The sequence below is a fragment of the Streptomyces sp. NPDC043896 genome, from assembly GCF_056435605.1.
Genome location: NZ_JBWKEE010000017.1, coordinates 153,668 through 172,200, shown reverse-complemented (window position 1 = coordinate 172,200; position 18,533 = coordinate 153,668). Strand labels below are relative to the sequence as shown.

Below are 18,533 nucleotides of genomic sequence, written 5' to 3'. Positions count from 1 at the left end.
ACAGGTTTGGGCCCCTCGATTAAGGGCCAGGGTTGTTGGCTTGGTTTGCTTTGTTTGGTTTTTGTGTGGTGTTGTTTTTTTTTTCTGTTTGGGGGGGGGGGGGGGGTGTTTCTCCCCTCCCCCCCCCCCCGGGGCCGCCGAGGCCCGGCCGCCCGGGACGGTGGCCGCGGCGGCGGCGAGGGCGACGGCCAGCAGGGCCCTGCGTGGCGTGGGTGCGGTCATCGGCGTGCTCCCCCAAGGGGTCGGTCCGGCGGTTCGGCTGCTCCACCCTTCCAGTTCCCGGCCGTGCGGCGGCGAAGCCCGGGGCCGTGTCGCGGGCCCGTACCCTGGCCGGGTGGAGCCACAGCAGTCCCTTGAGTCGCTCGCGCGGGAGCTCGCCGCCCTGCCGCCCTCGCTCGGCCCGGTCCGGGTCGTCGGCATCGACGGGCACGCCGGGTCGGGCAAGAGCACCTTCGCGGAGCGGCTCGCCGACGCCCTGGGGGGAGCGCCGGTGCTGCACCTGGACGACGTGGCCGCCCATGAGGAGCTGTTCGACTGGACGGGGCGGCTGCGGGCGCAGGTGCTGGAGCCGCTCGCCGCCGGCCGGGCCGCGCACTGGGCACCGTACGACTGGGTGGAGCGCCGGTTCGGCCCGGAACGGGTGCTGGAGCCGGCGCCGGTGCTGCTCGTCGAGGGCGTGGGGGCCGGACGGCGGGCGCTGCGCCCGCACCTGGCGCGGCTGCTGTGGATGGAGACCCCCCGCGAGAAGTCCTGGGGACGGGGGCGAAACCGGGACGGGCACGAACTTTCCGACTTCTGGGACGGATGGGAGCGCGCGGAGCTCGCGCACTTCTCGGACGACCCTTCGCGCCCCTTCGCGGACACCTTGGTACACCAGAGCGGTACGGGATACGAGTGGACTTCCGGGGCTCCTGCGGCCCCGGGAAGGCCCTCTTCCGTCACGCGGCGTCACGGACTCCCCCAGGCCTGAGCGGAGCCGCGGCGACGGCCGTCCGGGGCTTCCCCGACCGGCTTGACCCGGGCCCGGGAACCGCCGTACGTTCTGAATGCGCGGTCTGCGAAGGCCGCCGCGGACACGAAGCCCCCGATTGTTCCCCCGTGATCGGGGGCTTCGTTCTGCCCCGGAGCAGCGCTTCACGCGCCACTCCGCCCACCGTTCCTCACCCTGAGTCACCCCGCTCCTCCGTGGCACGCCCACGACGCGTGCCCGCCGCACCCTGGGTAAGGTGCGTCACCGCAGGTACGATGCAGCCCTGATTTCATCGGCGGGGTCGACAACTCGCGTGCGCGACGCGGAGTTTGCCGCGCACCACGGGGCATGCTTGTGGGGGATGTGATGGACTTCGGCATGCCGGGCAGCGCACACGCTCCGGCCGAACTCGCCTGGCTGCGCGGGGTCGACGCCTGCACGATGGGCGCCTATCCGCAGGCGGAGGAGGAGTTCCGCACGGCCGTCGGGCTGGATCCCGCCATGGCCGACGCCTGGCTGGGACTGCACGCGCTGCGGGTGGACACCACCAACGCCTTATTGCGGATGTACGCCCACCGGGACCGCTTCGGCGAGCAGCGCGCCCGGCACCGGCGGACGCTCAACTCCTGGTACTGGCTGGGCTGGTGGGTGCAGCCGGTGCTGGAGAGCCGGCGGGACCTGCTGCTGGCCCACGCCTCGCACTGGCTGGACGGCCGTCACGTGCCCGAGCTGGACCAGGCGCTCGCCGCACTGCCGCCGGTGGACACCGATCCCCAGGTGCGGTTCCTGCACGCCTGCCGGGCGTACCTGGTGAAGGACTGGGAGCAGCTCGTACGGCACACCGAGCCGCTGGTGCTCGATCCGCTGCTGGGGATCGAGGCGGGGCTGTTCGGCGGGATGGCCCGGGTCCGGCTCGAGATGTACGGGCAGGCGGAGCCGATGCTGTCGGCGGCGCTGATGCGGTGCCGCAGCGAGCAGCCCCAGCGCAAGGAGCTGCGGTACTGGCTGGCGCGGGCCCGGGAGGGGACCGGCCGCAGCGCGGCGGCGCTGCCGCTGTACCGGGCCGTGCACCGGGTGGACCCGGCGTTCATGGACACCGCGGCGCGGCTGACGGCCATCGAGGACAGCACCGACCCGGACGACATGGCGGGTCTGGCCGACGCCTTCGGGTACGGGGGCTACGGCGGCCAGCTCAGCGAGGGCCTCGCCGGGCACTACGCGGCCGTCGCGCTGGGCGGCGGGGGCGGGGGCGGCGGCTCCGGGCCGGTCCAGGACATCGCGCCGGACGGGCAGGTGGACGCCGATCCGCCGACGCCCGGGGAGCCGCCCGGGACGGGCCGGCTGGAGGGCGTACGGCACCGGCTGCCGGTGCCCCCGCAGGGCGCGCCGCCCGGGCTGCCGGCCGGGCCCTCCGATCCGGCGCTGCTCGCCGAGGCGCTGGCGGAGCTGGAGCGGATGGTGGGCCTGGAGCCGGTGAAGCGACAGGTGAAGGCCCTGTCGGCGCAGCTGCACATGGCCCGGCTGCGGGCCGCCCAGGGGCTTCCGGTGCAGCCGCCGAAGCGGCACTTCGTCTTCTCGGGGCCTTCGGGGACGGGCAAGACGACGGTGGCCCGGATCCTGGGCCGGGTCTTCTACGCGCTGGGGCTGCTGGGCGGCGACCACCTGGTGGAGGCGCAACGGGCTGACCTGGTCGGGGAGTTCCTCGGGCAGACCGCCGTCAAGGCGAACGAGCTGATCGACTCCGCGATCGGCGGGGTGCTGTTCGTGGACGAGGCGTACAGCCTGTCCAACTCGGGCTACAGCAAGGGCGACGCGTACGGGGACGAGGCCCTCCAGGTGCTGCTGAAGCGGGCCGAGGACAACCGGGACCACCTGGTCGTGATCCTGGCGGGCTACCCGGCGGGGATGGACCGGCTGCTGGCCGCGAATCCTGGGCTGTCCTCGCGGTTCACGACCCGGGTCGACTTCCCGAGCTACCGGCCGGCGGAGCTGACCTCGATCGGCGGGGTGCTGGCGGAGGCGAACGGGGACTGCTGGGACGAGGAGGCCCGGGAGGAACTGCGCAGCATCAGCGGGCACGTGGTGGAACAGGGCTGGATCGACGAGCTGGGCAACGGCCGGTTCCTGCGGACCCTGTACGAGAAGAGCTGCGCGTACCGGGACCTGAGGCTGGCCGGGTTCGCGGGTGAGCCGTCGAGGGAGGACCTGGCGACGCTCCGCCTCCCGGACCTGATGCAGGCCTACGGCGAGGTCCTCTCGGGCCGCGGCCCGAGCCCCTCCTGACGCGCCCCGCGCTCCCTTCCCCCGCGCGCCGCCAGGGCGGCGCGCGGGGGAAGGCCGCTCAGACGCGGGCGTGGAGGCGGTGGGCCGGGTCGCGGACCTCGCCGACCAGCATCTCCAGGACGTCCTCCAGGGCCACCAGGCCCAGGATCCTGCCGGAGGGGTCGGCCACCTGGGCGAGGTGGGTGGCGTCGCGGCGCATCACGCTGAGGACGTCGTCGAGCGGCAGCGTGGAGCACAGCGTGGTCATCCGGCGCCACACCCGCTGCGGCACGGCCCGCTCGCGGTCCTCCAGGTCGAGGACGTCCTTGACGTGGAGGTAGCCCATGAAGGCGCCGCTGTCGGAGCGGACGGGGAAGCGGGAGTAGCCCGTGCGGACCGTCAGCTGCTCGATCTGGCGGGGGGTGACGGCCGGGCCCACGGTGACGAGGCGGTCGCGCCGGAGCAGGACGTCGGTCACCGTCCGGCTGGCCAGTTCGAGGGCGTCCTCCAGGCGTTCCTGCTCGACCGGTTCGAGGAGTCCGGCCTGCCGGGAGTCCTCGACGAGCCGGCCCAGCTGGGCGCTGGTGTAGACGGCCTCGACCTCGTCCTTCGGTTCGACCTTGAACAGCCGCAGGACGAGCGCCGCGCACGCTCCGAGCGCCGTCGTGACGGGGCCGCAGAGGCGGGCGAAGGCGACCAGTCCGGGGCTGAACCACAGGGCGGTCCGCTCCGGGGCGGCCATCGCGAGGTTCTTCGGGAGCATCTCGCCGATGACGAGGTGGAGGAAGACCACCGCGGACAGGGCGACCACGTAGCCGAGGGGGTGGATCAGTCCCTCGGGCACGTGCGCGGCGTGGAAGACGGGCTCCAGCAGCCGGGCCACCGTGGGTTCGGCGACCGCGCCGAGGGTGATCGAGCACAGGGTGATGCCGAACTGGGCGGCGGCCATCATGCGCGGCAGGTTCTCCAGGCCGTGGAGGACCTGGCGGGCCCGCTTGGACTCCTTGGCCAGCGGCTCGATCTGGCTGCGGCGGACGGAGACGAGGGCGAACTCGGCGCCGACGAAGAAGCCGTTGGCCAGGACGAGGAACAGGGCGAAGACGAGCTGGAGCGCGTTCACCGGGCGGCGCCTTCCAGCTGGGCGGCCGGATGGGCGCCTGCGGGGGCGGGCACGGCCGTGAGGCGGACGAGCCGGACCCGTTCGGCGCGGTTGCGCCGGACCTGGCGGACGGACAGCTTCCAGCCGGGCAGCTCGGCCCTGTCCCCGGGGGCGGGGATCCGGCCGAGGAGGTCGGCCACGAGCCCCGCGACGGTCTCGTAGGGCCCCTCGGGCACTTCGAGGCCTATCCGGCGCAGGGTGTGCACGCGGCAGCTGCCGTCGGCCTCCCAGGAGGGCCGGCCGTCCTCGGCGGGTACGGCGGCCAGTTCGGGGCCGTCGTCCTCCGCGAGGTCGTGCTCGTCGCGGACCTCGCCCACGAGCTCCTCCACGATGTCCTCCAGGGTGACCACGCCGGCGGTGCCGCCGTACTCGTCGACCACGACGGCCATCGGCTGTTCGCTGCGCAGCCGCTCCAGGAGCGGCTGCACCGGCAGGGAGCCGGGCACGAGCAGCGGGGCGACGCAGATGCGGCCGACGCTGGTGCGGGCGCGTTCGGCCTCGGGCACGGCGAGGGCGTCCTTGAGGTGGACGACGCCGGTGATCTCGTCGATGCGCTCGCGGTAGACCGGGAAGCGGGACAGGCCGGTGGCGCGGGTCAGGTTCAGCACGTCGGCCGCGGTGGCCGTGTGCTGGAGGGCGCTGACCTTCACGCGGGGGGTCATGACGTGCTGGGCGGTGAGCTCGCCCAGCGACAGGGTCCGGACGAAGAGGTCCGCGGTGTCCTGTTCGAGGGCGCCGGCCTGGGCCGAATGGCGGACCAGGGAGACCAGTTCGCCGGGGGTGCGGGCGGAGGCCATCTCCTCGGCCGGCTCGACCCCGAGCGCCCGCACGAGGCGGTTGGCGACGGCGTTGAGGCCGGCGATGACGGGCCGGAAGGTGCGGGAGAAGGCCTGCTGCGGACCGGCCACGAACCGGGCCACCTGGAGCGGGCGGGAGACCGCCCAGTTCTTCGGGACGAGCTCGCCGACGACCATCTGGACGGCGGAGGCGAGCAGCATGCCTATGAAGACGGCGATGCCGGAGACGGCTCCGCCGGGCAGTCCGGTGGCGGCGAGCGGCCCCGACAGCAGGGCGGCGAGGGCCGGTTCGGCGAGCATGCCGACCACGAGGGAGGTGATGGTGATGCCGAGCTGGGTGCCGGAGAGCTGGAAGGACAGCTCGCGCAGGGCGTCGACCACCGTGCGGGCACGGCGGTCGCCCTCGGCGGCGGCGCGCTCGGCCTCGGGCTTCTCGACGGTGACGAGGCCGAACTCGGCCGCCACGAAGAAACCGTTGGCGAGGATCAGTGCGAAGGCCGCCACGAGCAGCAGTAGCGGGATGGTCATGCCGCCGCCTCCGTGGGGAGGGCGGCGCGGGTACTACCGGACGATCCGTCCATTGCTGGAGGGAGTCACTCCTCTGGTCGCAGGTGCCCACGGGCCACGGGGTCCCGGGGCGGTGGGAGGGCGCACGGGCGCGCCCCGCCACCAGGGTAGTCATTGAGATCGCCGCCGCAATGGGACGCAGCGACGGGGCCCGGCGGGGTCAGTGGTCGTTTGCGCCGGTTCCGCGGCTTTCGGCGAGGGCGCGCAGGGCGCGGGCGTCGCCGATGGCGCGGGCCTTGGCCACGCCGGGCTGGATGCCGAGGACGGGCAGGCTGGTGCCGTCGCTGAGGTCGAGGAAGACCCACGGGTCGCCGGGGCGGAGGTTGACGCGCAGGATCTGCGCCCACTCCAGGCGGCGGGTGGTGGTGAGGTTGACCACGGTGACCCCGGTCTCGTCCGCGACCACCTTGGGGCGGCTGAGCAGGACGAGGACGGAGCCCATCATGGCCGCGGTGAAGACGAAGCTGATCCGCTCGCCGGGGCTGAGGTTCTCCAGGAGCAGCGCGATCGCCGTGATCGTGGCGAACATGAGGATCCCGACGCTCAGCAGCACCGCCCGGGTGCGGTTGGGCCGGAAGGTGACCGGCAGGGCGGGCGGTACGGGGTGGGCGGCGGACTCGCTCATGGTGCGCTGGGCCTTCTGGGGGTGACGTGCGGGGGGCGGCGCGGGGGTGGTGCGCCGTACGGGGGGGCGGGAGGGCCGGGGCGGGTCCGGGTGCGGACCCCGTCCCGGCCGGGTCCGTACTAGAGGCGGCAGGCGTGGATCGAGGTGGTGAGGATCGCGCGCGCGCCGAGCTCGTACAGGTCGTCCATGATCCGCTGGGCCTCCTTGGCGGGGACCATCGCGCGGACCGCGACCCAGCCCTCGTTGTGGAGCGGGGAGATCGTCGGGGATTCCAGGCCCGGGGTGAGGGCGACGGCGCGCTCCAGGTGCTCGGCGCGGCAGTCGTAGTCCATCATCACGTAGCTGCGGGCCACCAGGACGCCCTGGAGGCGGCGCAGGAACTGCGCGACCTTCGGGTCGTCGTTGTCGGCGCCGGTGCGGCGGATGACGGTCGCCTCGGACTTGAGGATCGGCTCGCCGATGACCTCCAGGCCGGCGTTGCGCAGGCTGGTGCCGGTCTCGACGACGTCGGCGATGACCTGCGCGACGCCGAGCTCGATGGCGGTCTCGACGGCGCCGTCCAGGTGGACGACGGAGGCGTCGATGCCCTGGTCGGCGAGGTGCTTGGCGACGATGCCCTCGTAGGAGGTGGCGATCGTCATGCCGCCGAAGTCCTCGGGGCCCTTGGCGGTGCCGGGCTTGGTGGCGTACCGGAAGGTGGACCGGCCGAAGTTCAGCGGCAGGATCTCCTCGGCGTTGGCGCCGGAGTCCAGCAGCAGGTCGCGGCCGGTGATGCCGATGTCCAGCTTGCCCGAGGCGACGTAGATCGCGATGTCCTTCGGGCGGAGGTAGAAGAACTCGACCTCGTTGTCGGGGTCGACCGTGACGAGTTCCTTCGACTCCTTGCGCTGGCGGTATCCGGCCTCATGCAGCATCGCCGACGCCGGTCCGGAGAGTGAACCCTTGTTGGGGACGGCGATGCGCAGCATGGGGCTTCCTTTGGTGCGTAGATGCGTACGGGTGTGTGGGCGGGGGCCCGCGGCGGAGGTCTCCGGCCTAGAGGTGCGCGTAGACGTCGTCGAGGGAGATCCCGCGCGCCACCATCATCACCTGGACGTGGTAGAGCAGCTGGGAGATCTCCTCGGCGGCGGCGTCCTTGCCTTCGTACTCGGCGGCCATCCAGACCTCGGCGGCCTCCTCGACGATCTTCTTGCCGATGGCATGGACGCCCTTGCCGACGAGCTCGGCGGTGCGGGAGGTGCTGGGGTCGCCGTTGGCGGCCTTGAGCTGGAGCTCGCTGAAGAGCTCTTCGAAGCTCTTGGTGGGTTCGTTCGCCATGATGCCCTTAGAGTACGGGTTCACCCGGGTCCCCCGGTGCGGGGGTTCACTCCGTGGACTACCGCCAGGGTTCGCTGACGGTGCGCAGGGTCATGGCGGTGGAGACGGCGGCGGTGACCGCTTCGTGCCCCTTGTCCTCGTTCGACCCCTCAAGTCCGGCGCGGTCCAGCGCCTGCTCGTCGTTGTCGCAGGTCAGGACGCCGAAGCCGACGGGGACTCCGGTGTCGATCGAGACCTGCACCAGGCCCTGGGTGACGCCCTGGCAGACGTAGTCGAAGTGCGGGGTGCCGCCGCGGATGACCACTCCGAGGGCGACGATGGCATCGTAGCCGCGCCCGGCGAGCACCTTGGCGACGACCGGGAGCTCGAAGCTGCCGGGGACGCGGAGCAGCGTGGGCTCGTCGATGCCGAGCTCGTGCAGGGCCCGCAGGGCGCCGTCGACCAGACCGTCCATGACCTTCTCGTGCCACTGGGCCGCGATCACGGCCACCCGGAGGTCTCCGCAGTTCTTCACGCTCAGTTCGGGTGCGCCCTTGCCGCTCACAGCTCTGCTCCTCGGTGCTTCGGTTCCGCTGGTGTGTACGAGTGGTGTGTCTGGTGGTTACTGGTTGCCGCAGGCGGAGGTGGGTACGGCACCCTCCAGCCACGGCAGGTCGTGGCCCATCCGGTCCCGCTTGGTGCGCAGGTACCGCAGGTTGTGCTCGCCGGCCTCGACGGGCATGGGCTCCCGGCCGGCCACGGTGATGCCGTGACGGACGAGGGCGGCCGACTTGTCGGGGTTGTTGGTCAGCAGCCGGACGCTGCGGACCCCGAGGTCGGCGAGCATCTGGGCGCCGGCCCCGTAGTCGCGGGCGTCGGCGGGCAGACCGAGTTCCAGGTTGGCGTCCAGGGTGTCGCGGCCGCGCTCCTGGAGCTCGTAGGCGCGGAGCTTGGACAGGAGTCCGATGCCACGGCCCTCGTGGCCGCGCAGGTAGACGACCACGCCGCGGCCCTCGGCCTGGATGCGGGCCATGGCGGCCTGGAGCTGGGGACCGCAGTCGCAGCGCTGGGACTGGAAGATGTCGCCGGTCAGGCATTCGGAGTGCATCCGGACCAGGACGTCCTCGCCGTCGCCGACCTCGCCGTGGACGAGGGCGACGTGCTCGACGCCGTCGACGGTGGAGCGGTAGCCGTACGCCGTGAACTCGCCGGCGGCGGTCGGCAGGCTGACCTCGGCCTCGCGGCGGACGGTCGGCTCGGAGGAGCGGCGGTAGGCGATCAGGTCCTCGATGGAGATGATCGTCAGGCCGTGCTTACGGGCGAAGGGGATCAGCTCGGGCAGCCGCAGCATGACGCCGTCCTCGCCGGCGATCTCCACGATGGCGCCGGCGGGGCGCAGGCCCGCGAGGCGGGCGAGGTCGACGGCGGCCTCGGTGTGGCCGTTGCGGACCAGGACGCCGCCGGGCTTGGCGCGCAGCGGGAAGATGTGACCGGGGCGGACGAAGTCGCCGGCCTCGGAGGTGCCGTTGGCGAGCAGGCGCAGGGTGGTGGCGCGGTCGGCGGCGGAGATGCCGGTGGTGACGCCGTGGGCGGCGGTGGCGTCGACGGAGACGGTGAAGGCGGTCTTCATCGACTCGGTGTTGTGCTGGACCATCTGCGGGAGCTCCAGGCGCTCCAGCTCGGGGCCCTCCATCGGCGCGCAGATCAGGCCCCGGCACTCGCTCATCATGAACGCGACGATCTCGGGGGTGGCCTTCTCGGCGGCGATGACGAGGTCGCCCTCGTTCTCGCGGTCCTCGTCGTCGACGACGACCACGGGGCGGCCGGCGGCGATGTCGCGGATGGCCTGCTCGACGGGGTCGAGGCGGAAGATCTCCTGGTCGGCCGCGTCCGGCACGGACTTGAGGATGGTGGTCATGCCGTTGCTCCTTCGAGGGCCGTGGCGGGGGTGGTGCGCGAGCGCTGGTACCAGTCGTACGCGCCCCACAGGACGAGCGCGAAGTAGACGACGTAGACGAGGCCGGAGAAGGCCAGGCCGCTGTTGAAGGCGAGGGGGACGCCGACGAGGTCGACGAGGAGCCAGGCGAACCAGAACTCGACGAGGCCGCGGGCCTGGGCCACCATCGCCACGATCGTGCCGACGAAGATGTAGGCGTCGGCCCACGGGCTCCACGACAGGTTCGGGTAGAGGGTGAACAGGCCGCCGACGGCGAGGGTGCCCACGGCCGCCCCGGCGAGCAGGAGGCCGCGCTCCTTCCAGGTCGCGGTGCGGACCGCGATGGAGCCGTCCTGGGCCTGCTGCCGGCCGAGCTGCCAGGCGCGCCAGCCCCAGACGGCGACGGCGATCACCAGGAGCTGCTTGCCGACGCCGCCCGCGAGGTGGGCGGAGGCGTAGGCGGCGACCAGGATCAGGCCGGAGAGGAGCTGGGCGGGCCAGGTCCATATGGAGCGGCGCCAGCCGAGGGCGAGGGCGGCCAGGCCCATCAGGTTGCCGATCATGTCGGACCAGATGACCTTCTGCCCGAAGATCTCGAAGGCCTGGGTGTTGAGCCAGGTCAGGGCGGTCACTGCTCCGTCTCCTTCGCGTGGAGGGGGTTCACGCCGGCGGCCAGCAGGCGCTCGACGTACTTCGCGAGGACGTCGACCTCGAGGTTGACCGGGTCGCCGCTCTGCTTGATGCCGAGCGTGGTCAGCGCGAGGGTGGTGGGGATGAGGCTGATGGTGAAGTAGTCGGCGGCGGCCTCGACCACGGTGAGGCTGACGCCGTCCACAGTGATAGAGCCCTTCTCTACGACGTACCTTGCGAGGTTCTCCGGCAGCGAGACCTTGACGATCTCCCAGTGCTCGGAGGGGGTGCGGGAGATGATCCGGCCGGTGCCGTCCACGTGGCCCTGTACGAGGTGGCCGCCGAGCCGGCCGCCGAGGGCCATCGGGCGTTCCAGGTTGACCCGGGAGCCGGCGGCGAGGGCGCCGAGGCTGGAGCGGTTGAGGGTTTCCTGCATGACGTCGGCGGTGAACTCGCCGTCCTCGGTCTCCACGACGGTCAGGCAGACGCCGTTGACGGCGATCGAGTCGCCGTGCTTGGCGCCTTCGGTCACGACGGGGCCGCGCAGGCGGAAGCGGGAGGCTTCGGCGAGCTGCTCGACGGCGGTGACCTCGCCCAGTTCTTCGACGATTCCGGTGAACACTCAGTGCTCCTTGGGGGCGTTGGCGGGGACGGCGGTGATGCGCAGATCGGTGCCGGTGCGGACGGCCTCGGTGATGTCGAGGCGGACCGCGTGGGCGATGTTCGTGATGCCGGCGCCGGCGAGGGCGGCGGGTCCGGCGCCGAGGAGGGCCGGGGCGATGTAGCCGACGACGCGGTCGACGGCCCCGGCCTCCAGGAAGGCTCCGGCGAGGGTGGGGCCGCCTTCGAGGAGGACGGAGCGCACCCCGCGCCCGTGGAGCTCGGCGAGGAGGCGGCCGACCGGGACGCGGCCGTCGTGCAGGGGCAGCCGGAGGACCTCGGTGGTGGCGGGCAGGTGCGAGGTGTCGGCGTCCTCGCCGGTGACGATCAGAGTGGGGCCGGCGTCGTCGAGGATGCGGGCGGTCGGCGGCAGGCCGGCGCGGGTGTCGAGGGCGACGCGCAGCGGCTGGACCGCGGCAGCGTTCCCGGCGAAGTCCCGTACCGCGAGGTGGGGGTCGTCGGCGCGCAGGGTGCCGCCGCCGACGAGGACGGCGTCGGCCTCGGCGCGCAGCCGGTGGACGTCTGCCCGGGACTCGGGGGAGGTGATCCAGCGGCTGCTGCCGTCCTCGGCGGCGCTGCGGCCGTCGAGGGTGGCGGCGTACTTCCAGGTGACGTGCGGGCGGCCCAGGCGTACGGAGGTCAGCCAGGCGGCGTTGCCCTGTTCGGCCTCGTCGGCGAGCAGCCCGGCCGCGGTCTGGATCCCGGCGGCGCGCAGGGTGGCTCCACCACCGCTGGCCTGCGGGTTCGGGTCGGAGACGGCGTAGACGACGCGGGCGATCCCGGCCTCGATGAGGGCCTGGGCGCAGGGGCCCGTGCGGCCGGTGTGGTTGCAGGGTTCGAGGGTGACGTAGGCGGTGCCGCCCCGGGCGGCGTCGCCCGCCGCGCGCAGGGCGTGGACCTCGGCGTGCGGGCCGCCGGCCCGCTCGTGCCAGCCTTCGCCGACGACGGCGCCCCCGGGGTCGGTGATGACGCAGCCGACGACGGGGTTGGGGCTGGTGGAGCCGAGTCCGCGGGAGGCCAGCTCGATGGCCCGGCGCATCGCGGTGATGCTCGGGTCGGGTGCTGCCTGCGCGGCGTGTGTCGCCACCGGGTCCTCCTGCCTCATCGGGCACGGACTCCGGGGCCTGTCGGGATACGACAGATGAAGCGGGTGAGCACACGCGGGGACGCCGAGGCCGGAGGTACGGTCCGTCCGGCACGTATCCGCTGGGGATGTGCCGATGGACCGCCGACGGCGGCGTACCGGTGACTGGCCCGCCGCGCACTGCCTCCCATCCGGACTTTAACCGTCGGTCCAGGAATTTCACCTGGTCAACCGGCCGCTGGCTGCGGACGGGTCGCGGACTATACCGCCGGTTCGGAATTACACCGACCCCGGAGTGCGCTGCTACTGGTACTAGGGCCAGTGTGCCACGGGTGATCGGCGGCCATGCGGGTGAGGCCCTGTGGCCTGGCTCACACGGGGGCCTTTCTCGAGCGACCCTATTGCGCCGCCGGTGTCCTGATCCCACCCGGCCCGGCTTTGGTCCAGACCTATTGACGGGTTGGTCTAGTCCTCTTAACGTTCCCTTCATCTTCCCCGGGAGCCGGCCTGTCGACGTGCGCACGTCGCGGGCCAACCAGCGCCACTTTTCTGCCTGTTGCCGCACTTTTGGCCCTGCCATCCTCCCCTCCCCAGGAGGCACCATGCCGTCCCCCACACGTATGAGAGCGATGCTCCTGGCATCCGGCGCGACGATCGCCGGACTGCTGGTCGGCGGGCTCTCGACCGGCGTCTCGCACGCCGCCGACAACGAGAGCTGTCGCCCGGACGGGCTCTACAAGACGACCGGCGTCGACGTCCCGTACTGCTCGGTCTACGACTCCGAAGGCCGCGAGAAGATGGGCGCCGACCACCAGCGCCGCGTCATCGGCTACTTCACCGGCTGGCGCACCGGCAAGGACGGCACGCCCGCCTACCTCGCCCACGACATCCCGTGGTCCAAGGTCACCCACCTGAACTACGCCTTCGCCCACGTCGGCGCCGACAACAAGCTCTCCGTCGGGTCGGACAACGCGAACAACGCCGCCACCGGGATGACCTGGCCGGGCGTCGCGGGCGCCGAGATGGACCCGGCCCTGCCGTACAAGGGCCACTTCAACCTGCTGAACAAGTTCAAGAAGCAGTACCCGAACGTGAAGACGCTCATCTCGGTGGGCGGCTGGGCCGAGACCGGCGGGTACTTCGGCGACGACGGCAACCGGGTCGCCTCCGGCGGCTTCTACTCGATGGCCACCAACGCCGACGGATCGGTCAACACGGCCGGCATCAACACCTTCGCGGACTCCTCGGTGGAGTTCATCCGCAAGTACGGGTTCAACGGCGTCGACATCGACTACGAGTACCCGACCACCATGAAGGACGCGGGCAACCCGCTGGACTGGCAGCTGTCCAACGCCCGCCGCGCCGGCCTGGTCAAGGGCTACGACGTCCTGATGAAGACCCTGCGCGAGAAGCTCGACCGCGCGGGCGCCGCCGACGGCAAGCACTACCTGCTCTCCGTCGCCGCCCCCTCCTCCGGCTACCTGCTGCGGGGCATGGAGACCTTCCAGATGCAGCAGTACCTGGACTACGTCAACATCATGTCCTACGACCTGCACGGCGCCTGGAACGAGTACGTCGGCCCCAACGCCTCCCTCTTCGACGACGGCAAGGACGCCGAGCTGGCGGCCGCCAACGTCTACGGCAGCGCCCAGTACGGGAACATCGGCTACCTCAACACCGACTGGGCCTACCACTACTTCCGCGGTTCCATGCCGTCGGGCCGCATCAACATCGGCCTGCCCTACTACACCCGCGGCTTCAAGAACGTGCAGGGCGGCACGGACGGCCTGTGGGGCAAGGCCCCGGCCACCAGCTGCCCGGCGGGCGCCGGTCTGACCAAGTGCGGTGACGGCGCGGTCGGCATCGACAACCTGTGGCACGACAAGGACGCCAACGGGGTCGAGTCCCCGGCGGGCTCCAACCCGATGTGGCACGCCAAGAACCTGGAGAAGGGCGTCGTCGGCGACTACGTCACCAAGTACGGCTTCCCCGCGAACACCACCCTGACCGGCAGCTACGCCCGCAAGTACGACTCCACGCTGGTGGCGCCGTGGCTGTGGAACGCGCAGAAGAAGGTCTTCCTGTCCACCGAGGACGAGCAGTCGGTAGCCGCCAAGGCCGACTACGTGGTCGACAAGGGCATCGGCGGCACGATGGTCTGGGAGCTGGCCGGCGACTACGCGTACAACGCGGCCAAGGGCCAGTACGAGCCCGGCGACACGCTGACCTCCCTGATGTACGACAAGTTCAAGGCCGCCGCCCCGTACGGCGCGAAGAAGGCGGGCTCCGCCCTGCCGGCGCAGGCCGTGGACATCAAGACGGAGTTCACCGAGTTCAAGCTGGGCGACTCCAACTACCCGATCACCCCGAAGCTGAAGATCACCAACAACACGAAGACCACGCTGCCCGGCGGCACCGAGTTCCAGTTCGACTACGGCACCTCGGCCCCGGCCAACGCCTCGGACCAGTCCGGCTTCGGCACGAAGGTGATCTCCACCGGCCACTCCGGCAGCAACGTCGGCGGGCTGAAGGGCGACTTCCAGCGGGTCTCCCTGAAGCTCCCGGCCTGGCAGTCGCTGGCCCCGGGCGCCTCGGTCGAGCTGGCGTTCAACTACTACCTGCCGGTGTCCACGCCCTCCAACTGGACGGTCAACATCTCCGGCACCGCCTACGCCCTCGCCGGTGACCTGGCGCGCGGCACCACCGTGGGCGAGCCGGGCGGCGGCAGCACCCCGCCGACCACTCCCCCGACCACCCCGCCGACCAGCCCCGGGACCTGCACGAGCCCGGCGTACGTGGCGGGCTCGATCTACAACTCGGGCAGCGTGGTCTCGCACAAGGGCCACTCCTGGAAGGCCCAGTGGTGGACGCAGAACGAGGAGCCCGGCACCACCGGACAGTGGGGCGTCTGGAAGGACCAGGGCGCCTGCTGATCCCCGGCGGTTGAGCGGGAGCGAGGACCCGGTGGCCCGGCGGCCACCGGGTCCTCGCGCGCGTACGGGACCCCCGGCGCGGGACTGTCACATTCCGGCGGGCCGTCCTGTCACCTGTGCGCAAGCACGCGACAGGGAAGGACCCCCACCATGAGCACGATCCTCGTCACCGGCGGCACCGGCACCCTCGGAGCCCCGCTCGTCACCCGGCTGCGCGAGCGGGGCCACGAGGTCCGGGTGCTGAGCCGGCGCTCCGCCGAGTACCCGGTCGACCTGCGGGACGGCAGCGGGCTGGACGCGGCGATGGCGGGCGCGCAGGTGGTGGTGCACTGCGCGAGCAACACGCGGGGCGGGGGCCGGGGCGACGACGCCGCCGCCCGGCACCTGATCCGGGCGGCCCGGCGGGCGGGGACCGTCACGAACCTGGTCTACGTCTCGATCGTCGGCGTGGACGTGATCCCGTTCGGCTACTACCGGATGAAGCACGCCGTGGAGCGGCTGCTGGAGGAGTCGGGACTGGGCGTGACCGTCCTGCGCACGACCCAGTTCCACGACCTGGTGGCGCAGGTGGTGGGCATGGCGGCGAAGCTGCCGGTGGTACCGCTGCCGAAGGGCGTACGGGTCCAGCCCGTCGCCGTCGAGGAGGTCGCGGACCGGCTCGCGGAGCTGGCCGTGCCGGCCCCCGCGGGCCGGGTCCCGGACATGGGCGGCCCCGAGACCCGCACGCTGGCGGAGTGGGGCCGCGCCTGGCTCGCGGCGGCGGGCAGCACGCGGCGCGTGGTGGAGGTGCCGCTCGCGGGCAGGGCGTACGCGGGCTTCCGGCACGGCGGGAACCTGGCCCCCGAGGGGGCGGTGGGCCGGATCACCTTCGGGGAGTTCCTCGGGCGGCGGGCCTAGGGGGTCTGTCGTCGCACTGCCGTCTTCCCCGGAGGCGACGACGGCGCTTCGACCAGGGCCCCAGGGGGCCGGCCATGATCCGTCGGGCACCCCTAGGGCCTGTCGTCGAACTTCCGTCTGCCCCGCGACGCCTTGCACGCGCTCTCGCCGCACCGGGCGGAAGCCCGAGTACGTCCAGTACGAGGGCTGCCGCCCGGCACGCCGAGAGCACGCACCAGACGCCGCGGGGCCGCCCTCCGGGCGACGACGGCAGTTTGACGACAGGCCCTAGCCGAACAGCGCGTCCTGTGCCGCCTGCCGGGCGGCCAGACGGGCGCCCTCCAGGACGGCCGGGCCGCCGAGGGCGGTGGCCCGGACCGCCGTGGGGACGGGGGTCAGGGCGGCCAGGCGGTGGGCGACGCGGGCGGCCAGGGCGGGGCCGCCCGCGCGGCCGAGTTCGCCGCCGAGGACCACGCAGCCCGGGTCCAGGACCGCGGCCACGGCCGCCGCGCCGAGGGCGAGCCGCTCGGCGAGGGCGTCCAGGAAGGCTTCCCCGGCCGCGCCGGCGACGGCCTCCTCCACGGGGCCGGTGAAGCCGTGCTCCGCGGCCAGGGCGGCCACGGCGGCCCGCCCGGCCAGGGCGTGGAACCCGCCGGCGCAGTCGGTGGCGGAGGGCAGCCCGGCGGTCCCGGGCACCGGCAGGAAGCCGATCTCGCCGGCCCCGCCGGAGGCGCCCCGGCGCAGCCGCCCGTCCAGGACCACGGCGGCGCCGACGCCCGCACCGAGCCACAGCAGCACGAAGGAGTCCAGGTCCTGGGCGGCGCCGACGCGCTGCTCGGCCAGGGCCGCCAGGTTGGTCTCGTTCTCCACCACGACGGCCGCGGGCAGCCGCTCCTGGAGGGCGGTCACCAGGTCCCGGTGCCAGGCGGGCAGCCCGGCGGTGTCGCGCAGCGCGCCGCCGGCCGGGTCGACCAGCCCGGGGGCGCCGACCACCACGGTGTGCAGTTCCCGGGCGCCGGCCTCCCGGGCCAGTTCCTCCAGCCGGGCCACGGCCTCGCCGACGGCGTCGACGGGCAGGGCCGCCCGGGTCAGGGGGTGTCCGAGGAGGTCGGTGACGACGGCGGTGGCGCTGTCCGTGCGTACGTCGAGCGCGGCGAGGTGGGCGCGGCCGGCGACGATCCCGTACAGGCGGGCGTTGGGGCCCCGGCGCTGTGCGCCGGACTCCCCCACGACCTCGATCAGGCCGGCTTCGCCGAGGCGTTCGACGAGGTCGGCGACGGAGGGGCGGGACAGGCCGGTGAGCCGCTTGAGCTGGGCCGCCGTCAGGGGCCCCTCCTCCTGGAGGAGTCCGAGCGCCAGCCGGTCGTTGATGGCCCGGGCCGTGCTCGGCGAGGCCGGGGACGGCGACGGCGCGGCCGGCGGGGCGGTGGGGGTCAGCACCTTGGCAGGGGTCACGGCGCCCATCTTAGGGAGATGCGTTCCACTAACTATCAGGCAGGCTCCCTGATAGTTTACGTCGCATGACCGGGGAACCCGACCTCAGCCCGGCGCGCCTGCGCCACGCCCGCTTCGCGATCGCCGCCGTCTTCTGCGCCCACGGCGCCGTGACCGGCTCCTTCGCCACCCGCATTCCCTGGATCCAGGAACACGCCCAGCTCGGCGCGGGCACCCTGGGCCTGGCGCTCGCCTTCCCCGCCCTGGGAGCGGCGTTCACGATGCCCCTGGCCGGGAGGATCAACCACCGCTTCGGCGCCCGCGCGGCCCTGCGCGGCCTGCTGGCGCTGTGGACCCTGTCGCTGGCGCTGCCGGCGCTGGCCCCAAACCTGTGGACCCTGTGCGGCGCCCTGCTGGTGTACGGGGCCACCGCCGGCATGTCGGACGTGGCCATGAACGCCCTGGGGGTGGAGACCGAGAACCGGCTCGGCCGCTCGATCATGTCCTCGCTGCACGGCATGTGGAGCGTGGGCGCGCTGCTGGGGTCGGCCGCCGGCACGGTCGCCGCGCACGCGGGGGCCGACGCCCGGCTCCACCACCTGGTGGCCGCGCTGGTGCTGACCGGGGCCGGGCTCCTCGCCGTACGCGGGGTGCTGGACCTGCGTGCCGAGCACGAGGAGGAGGCTCCTCCGCGTTTCGCCCGGCCCCCGAAGGCGGCCCTGCTGATCGGCGGGGTGGGCTTCTGCGCGGTCTTCGCGGAGGGGGCCGCCCTGGACTGGTCGGCCGTGTACCTGCGGGACGTACTGGGTACGGGTGCGGGCCCGGCCGCCGCCTCCACCACCGCCTTCGCACTGACCATGGCCCTGGCCCGGCTGGCCGGGGACCGGGTGGTGGACCGGTTCGGGGCGGTGCGCACGGTACGGGCCGGCGGGGTGCTGGCCGTCGCGGGCGGGCTGGTGGTCGTGGGCGTCCGGCATCCCGCGGCGGCCATGGCGGGCTTCGGGATGATCGGGCTCGGGATCGCGGTGGTGGTGCCGCTGGCCTTCGCGGCGGCGGCGCGCAGCGGGCCGGCCCCGGCGCAGGCGATCGCCGGGGTCGCGACGATCACGTACACCTCGGGGCTGATCGCGCCGTCGGCGATCGGGGCGGTGGCGGACCTCAGCTCACTGGTCGTGTCGTTCGGGCTGGTGACCCTGCTGGCGTGCGCGCCGGCCGCGGGGGCGGGCGCCCTGCGGACCGGGCGGACGCCGGGCGCCGGCGGCGTCGCCAATCGGGACGAACCCGCTGCTATCCGGCCGTAATAT

Annotated in this window: 16 protein-coding genes and 1 riboswitch; of the genes, 5 read left to right on the top strand and 11 right to left on the bottom strand. The window is 73.0% G+C overall.

The window, feature by feature from the left end; all coding sequences use genetic code 11:
* The first annotated feature begins 334 nt into the window (after positions 1 to 334).
* Positions 335 to 970, top strand: coding sequence for a uridine kinase family protein (locus AC069X_RS24480; protein WP_478731399.1), 636 nt, complete (start codon positions 335 to 337; stop codon positions 968 to 970).
* 366 nt (positions 971 to 1,336) lie between these two features.
* A complete protein-coding gene (locus AC069X_RS24475; RefSeq protein ID WP_478731397.1) occupies positions 1,337 to 3,253 on the top strand; it encodes an AAA family ATPase in 1,917 nt (638 codons plus the stop codon).
* Positions 3,254 to 3,311: 58 nt separating this feature from the next.
* On the opposite strand, the gene AC069X_RS24470 is transcribed toward AC069X_RS24475, so the two are convergent.
* The 10 genes from AC069X_RS24470 to ribD form a co-directional block, all read right to left on the bottom strand.
* The gene (locus tag AC069X_RS24470; RefSeq protein ID WP_478731395.1) at positions 3,312 to 4,352 is read right to left on the bottom strand and encodes a hemolysin family protein; all 1,041 of its coding nucleotides are present in this window, start codon (positions 4,350 to 4,352) and stop codon (positions 3,312 to 3,314) included.
* Positions 4,349 to 5,716: a hemolysin family protein gene (locus AC069X_RS24465; protein WP_478731393.1), complete on the bottom strand. Its 1,368-nt coding sequence runs from the start codon at positions 5,714 to 5,716 to the stop codon at positions 4,349 to 4,351. Before AC069X_RS24465 ends, AC069X_RS24470 begins: the two co-directional genes overlap by 4 nt.
* Positions 5,717 to 5,915: 199 nt before the next feature.
* On the bottom strand, positions 5,916 to 6,380 hold the full coding sequence (locus tag AC069X_RS24460) for a PH domain-containing protein (protein WP_478731391.1): 465 nt from the start codon (positions 6,378 to 6,380) through the stop codon (positions 5,916 to 5,918).
* 119 nt (positions 6,381 to 6,499) lie between these two features.
* A complete protein-coding gene (hisG, locus tag AC069X_RS24455) occupies positions 6,500 to 7,348 on the bottom strand; it encodes an ATP phosphoribosyltransferase (RefSeq protein WP_471332163.1) in 849 nt (282 codons plus the stop codon).
* Positions 7,349 to 7,415: 67 nt separating this feature from the next.
* Positions 7,416 to 7,697: a phosphoribosyl-ATP diphosphatase gene (locus AC069X_RS24450; RefSeq protein ID WP_478731389.1), complete on the bottom strand. Its 282-nt coding sequence runs from the start codon at positions 7,695 to 7,697 to the stop codon at positions 7,416 to 7,418.
* 58 nt (positions 7,698 to 7,755) lie between these two features.
* The gene (gene ribH, locus AC069X_RS24445; RefSeq protein WP_007262951.1) at positions 7,756 to 8,241 is read right to left on the bottom strand and encodes a 6,7-dimethyl-8-ribityllumazine synthase; all 486 of its coding nucleotides are present in this window, start codon (positions 8,239 to 8,241) and stop codon (positions 7,756 to 7,758) included.
* A 57-nt stretch (positions 8,242 to 8,298) separates the two neighbouring features.
* Positions 8,299 to 9,594 carry a bifunctional 3,4-dihydroxy-2-butanone-4-phosphate synthase/GTP cyclohydrolase II gene (locus AC069X_RS24440; protein ID WP_478731387.1) on the bottom strand — a complete coding sequence of 432 codons (1,296 nt, stop codon included), beginning with the start codon at positions 9,592 to 9,594 and terminating at the stop codon, positions 8,299 to 8,301.
* On the bottom strand, positions 9,591 to 10,244 hold the full coding sequence (locus tag AC069X_RS24435; protein ID WP_478731385.1) for a nicotinamide mononucleotide transporter family protein: 654 nt from the start codon (positions 10,242 to 10,244) through the stop codon (positions 9,591 to 9,593). The genes AC069X_RS24440 and AC069X_RS24435 overlap by 4 nt, the downstream gene beginning before the upstream one ends.
* Positions 10,241 to 10,864 (bottom strand): riboflavin synthase, encoded by a 624-nt coding sequence (locus AC069X_RS24430; protein ID WP_470968374.1) that lies wholly within the window; start codon positions 10,862 to 10,864, stop codon positions 10,241 to 10,243. Before AC069X_RS24430 ends, AC069X_RS24435 begins: the two co-directional genes overlap by 4 nt.
* Positions 10,865 to 12,007, bottom strand: a complete 1,143-nt coding sequence (gene ribD / locus AC069X_RS24425) for a bifunctional diaminohydroxyphosphoribosylaminopyrimidine deaminase/5-amino-6-(5-phosphoribosylamino)uracil reductase RibD (RefSeq protein ID WP_478731383.1) — start codon at positions 12,005 to 12,007, stop codon at positions 10,865 to 10,867.
* Positions 12,008 to 12,159: 152 nt separating this feature from the next.
* Positions 12,160 to 12,289: riboswitch (FMN riboswitch) on the bottom strand.
* A gap of 299 nt (positions 12,290 to 12,588) precedes the next feature.
* Between ribD and AC069X_RS24420 the strand changes: the two genes are divergently transcribed.
* A complete protein-coding gene (locus AC069X_RS24420) occupies positions 12,589 to 14,919 on the top strand; it encodes a chitinase C-terminal domain-containing protein (RefSeq protein WP_478731381.1) in 2,331 nt (776 codons plus the stop codon).
* Between the two features lie 150 nt (positions 14,920 to 15,069).
* Positions 15,070 to 15,816: an SDR family oxidoreductase gene (locus AC069X_RS24415; RefSeq protein ID WP_478731379.1), complete on the top strand. Its 747-nt coding sequence runs from the start codon at positions 15,070 to 15,072 to the stop codon at positions 15,814 to 15,816.
* Between the two features lie 267 nt (positions 15,817 to 16,083).
* Here the strand turns inward: AC069X_RS24415 and AC069X_RS24410 are convergent, their stop codons facing one another.
* Positions 16,084 to 17,259 (bottom strand): ROK family transcriptional regulator, encoded by a 1,176-nt coding sequence (locus AC069X_RS24410; RefSeq protein ID WP_478731377.1) that lies wholly within the window; start codon positions 17,257 to 17,259, stop codon positions 16,084 to 16,086.
* A 56-nt stretch (positions 17,260 to 17,315) separates the two neighbouring features.
* Here AC069X_RS24410 and AC069X_RS24405 point away from each other — a divergent pair, with 56 nt between their 5' ends.
* The gene (locus tag AC069X_RS24405) at positions 17,316 to 18,530 is read left to right on the top strand and encodes an MFS transporter (protein WP_478731375.1); all 1,215 of its coding nucleotides are present in this window, start codon (positions 17,316 to 17,318) and stop codon (positions 18,528 to 18,530) included.
* Positions 18,531 to 18,533: the final 3 nt, after the last annotated feature.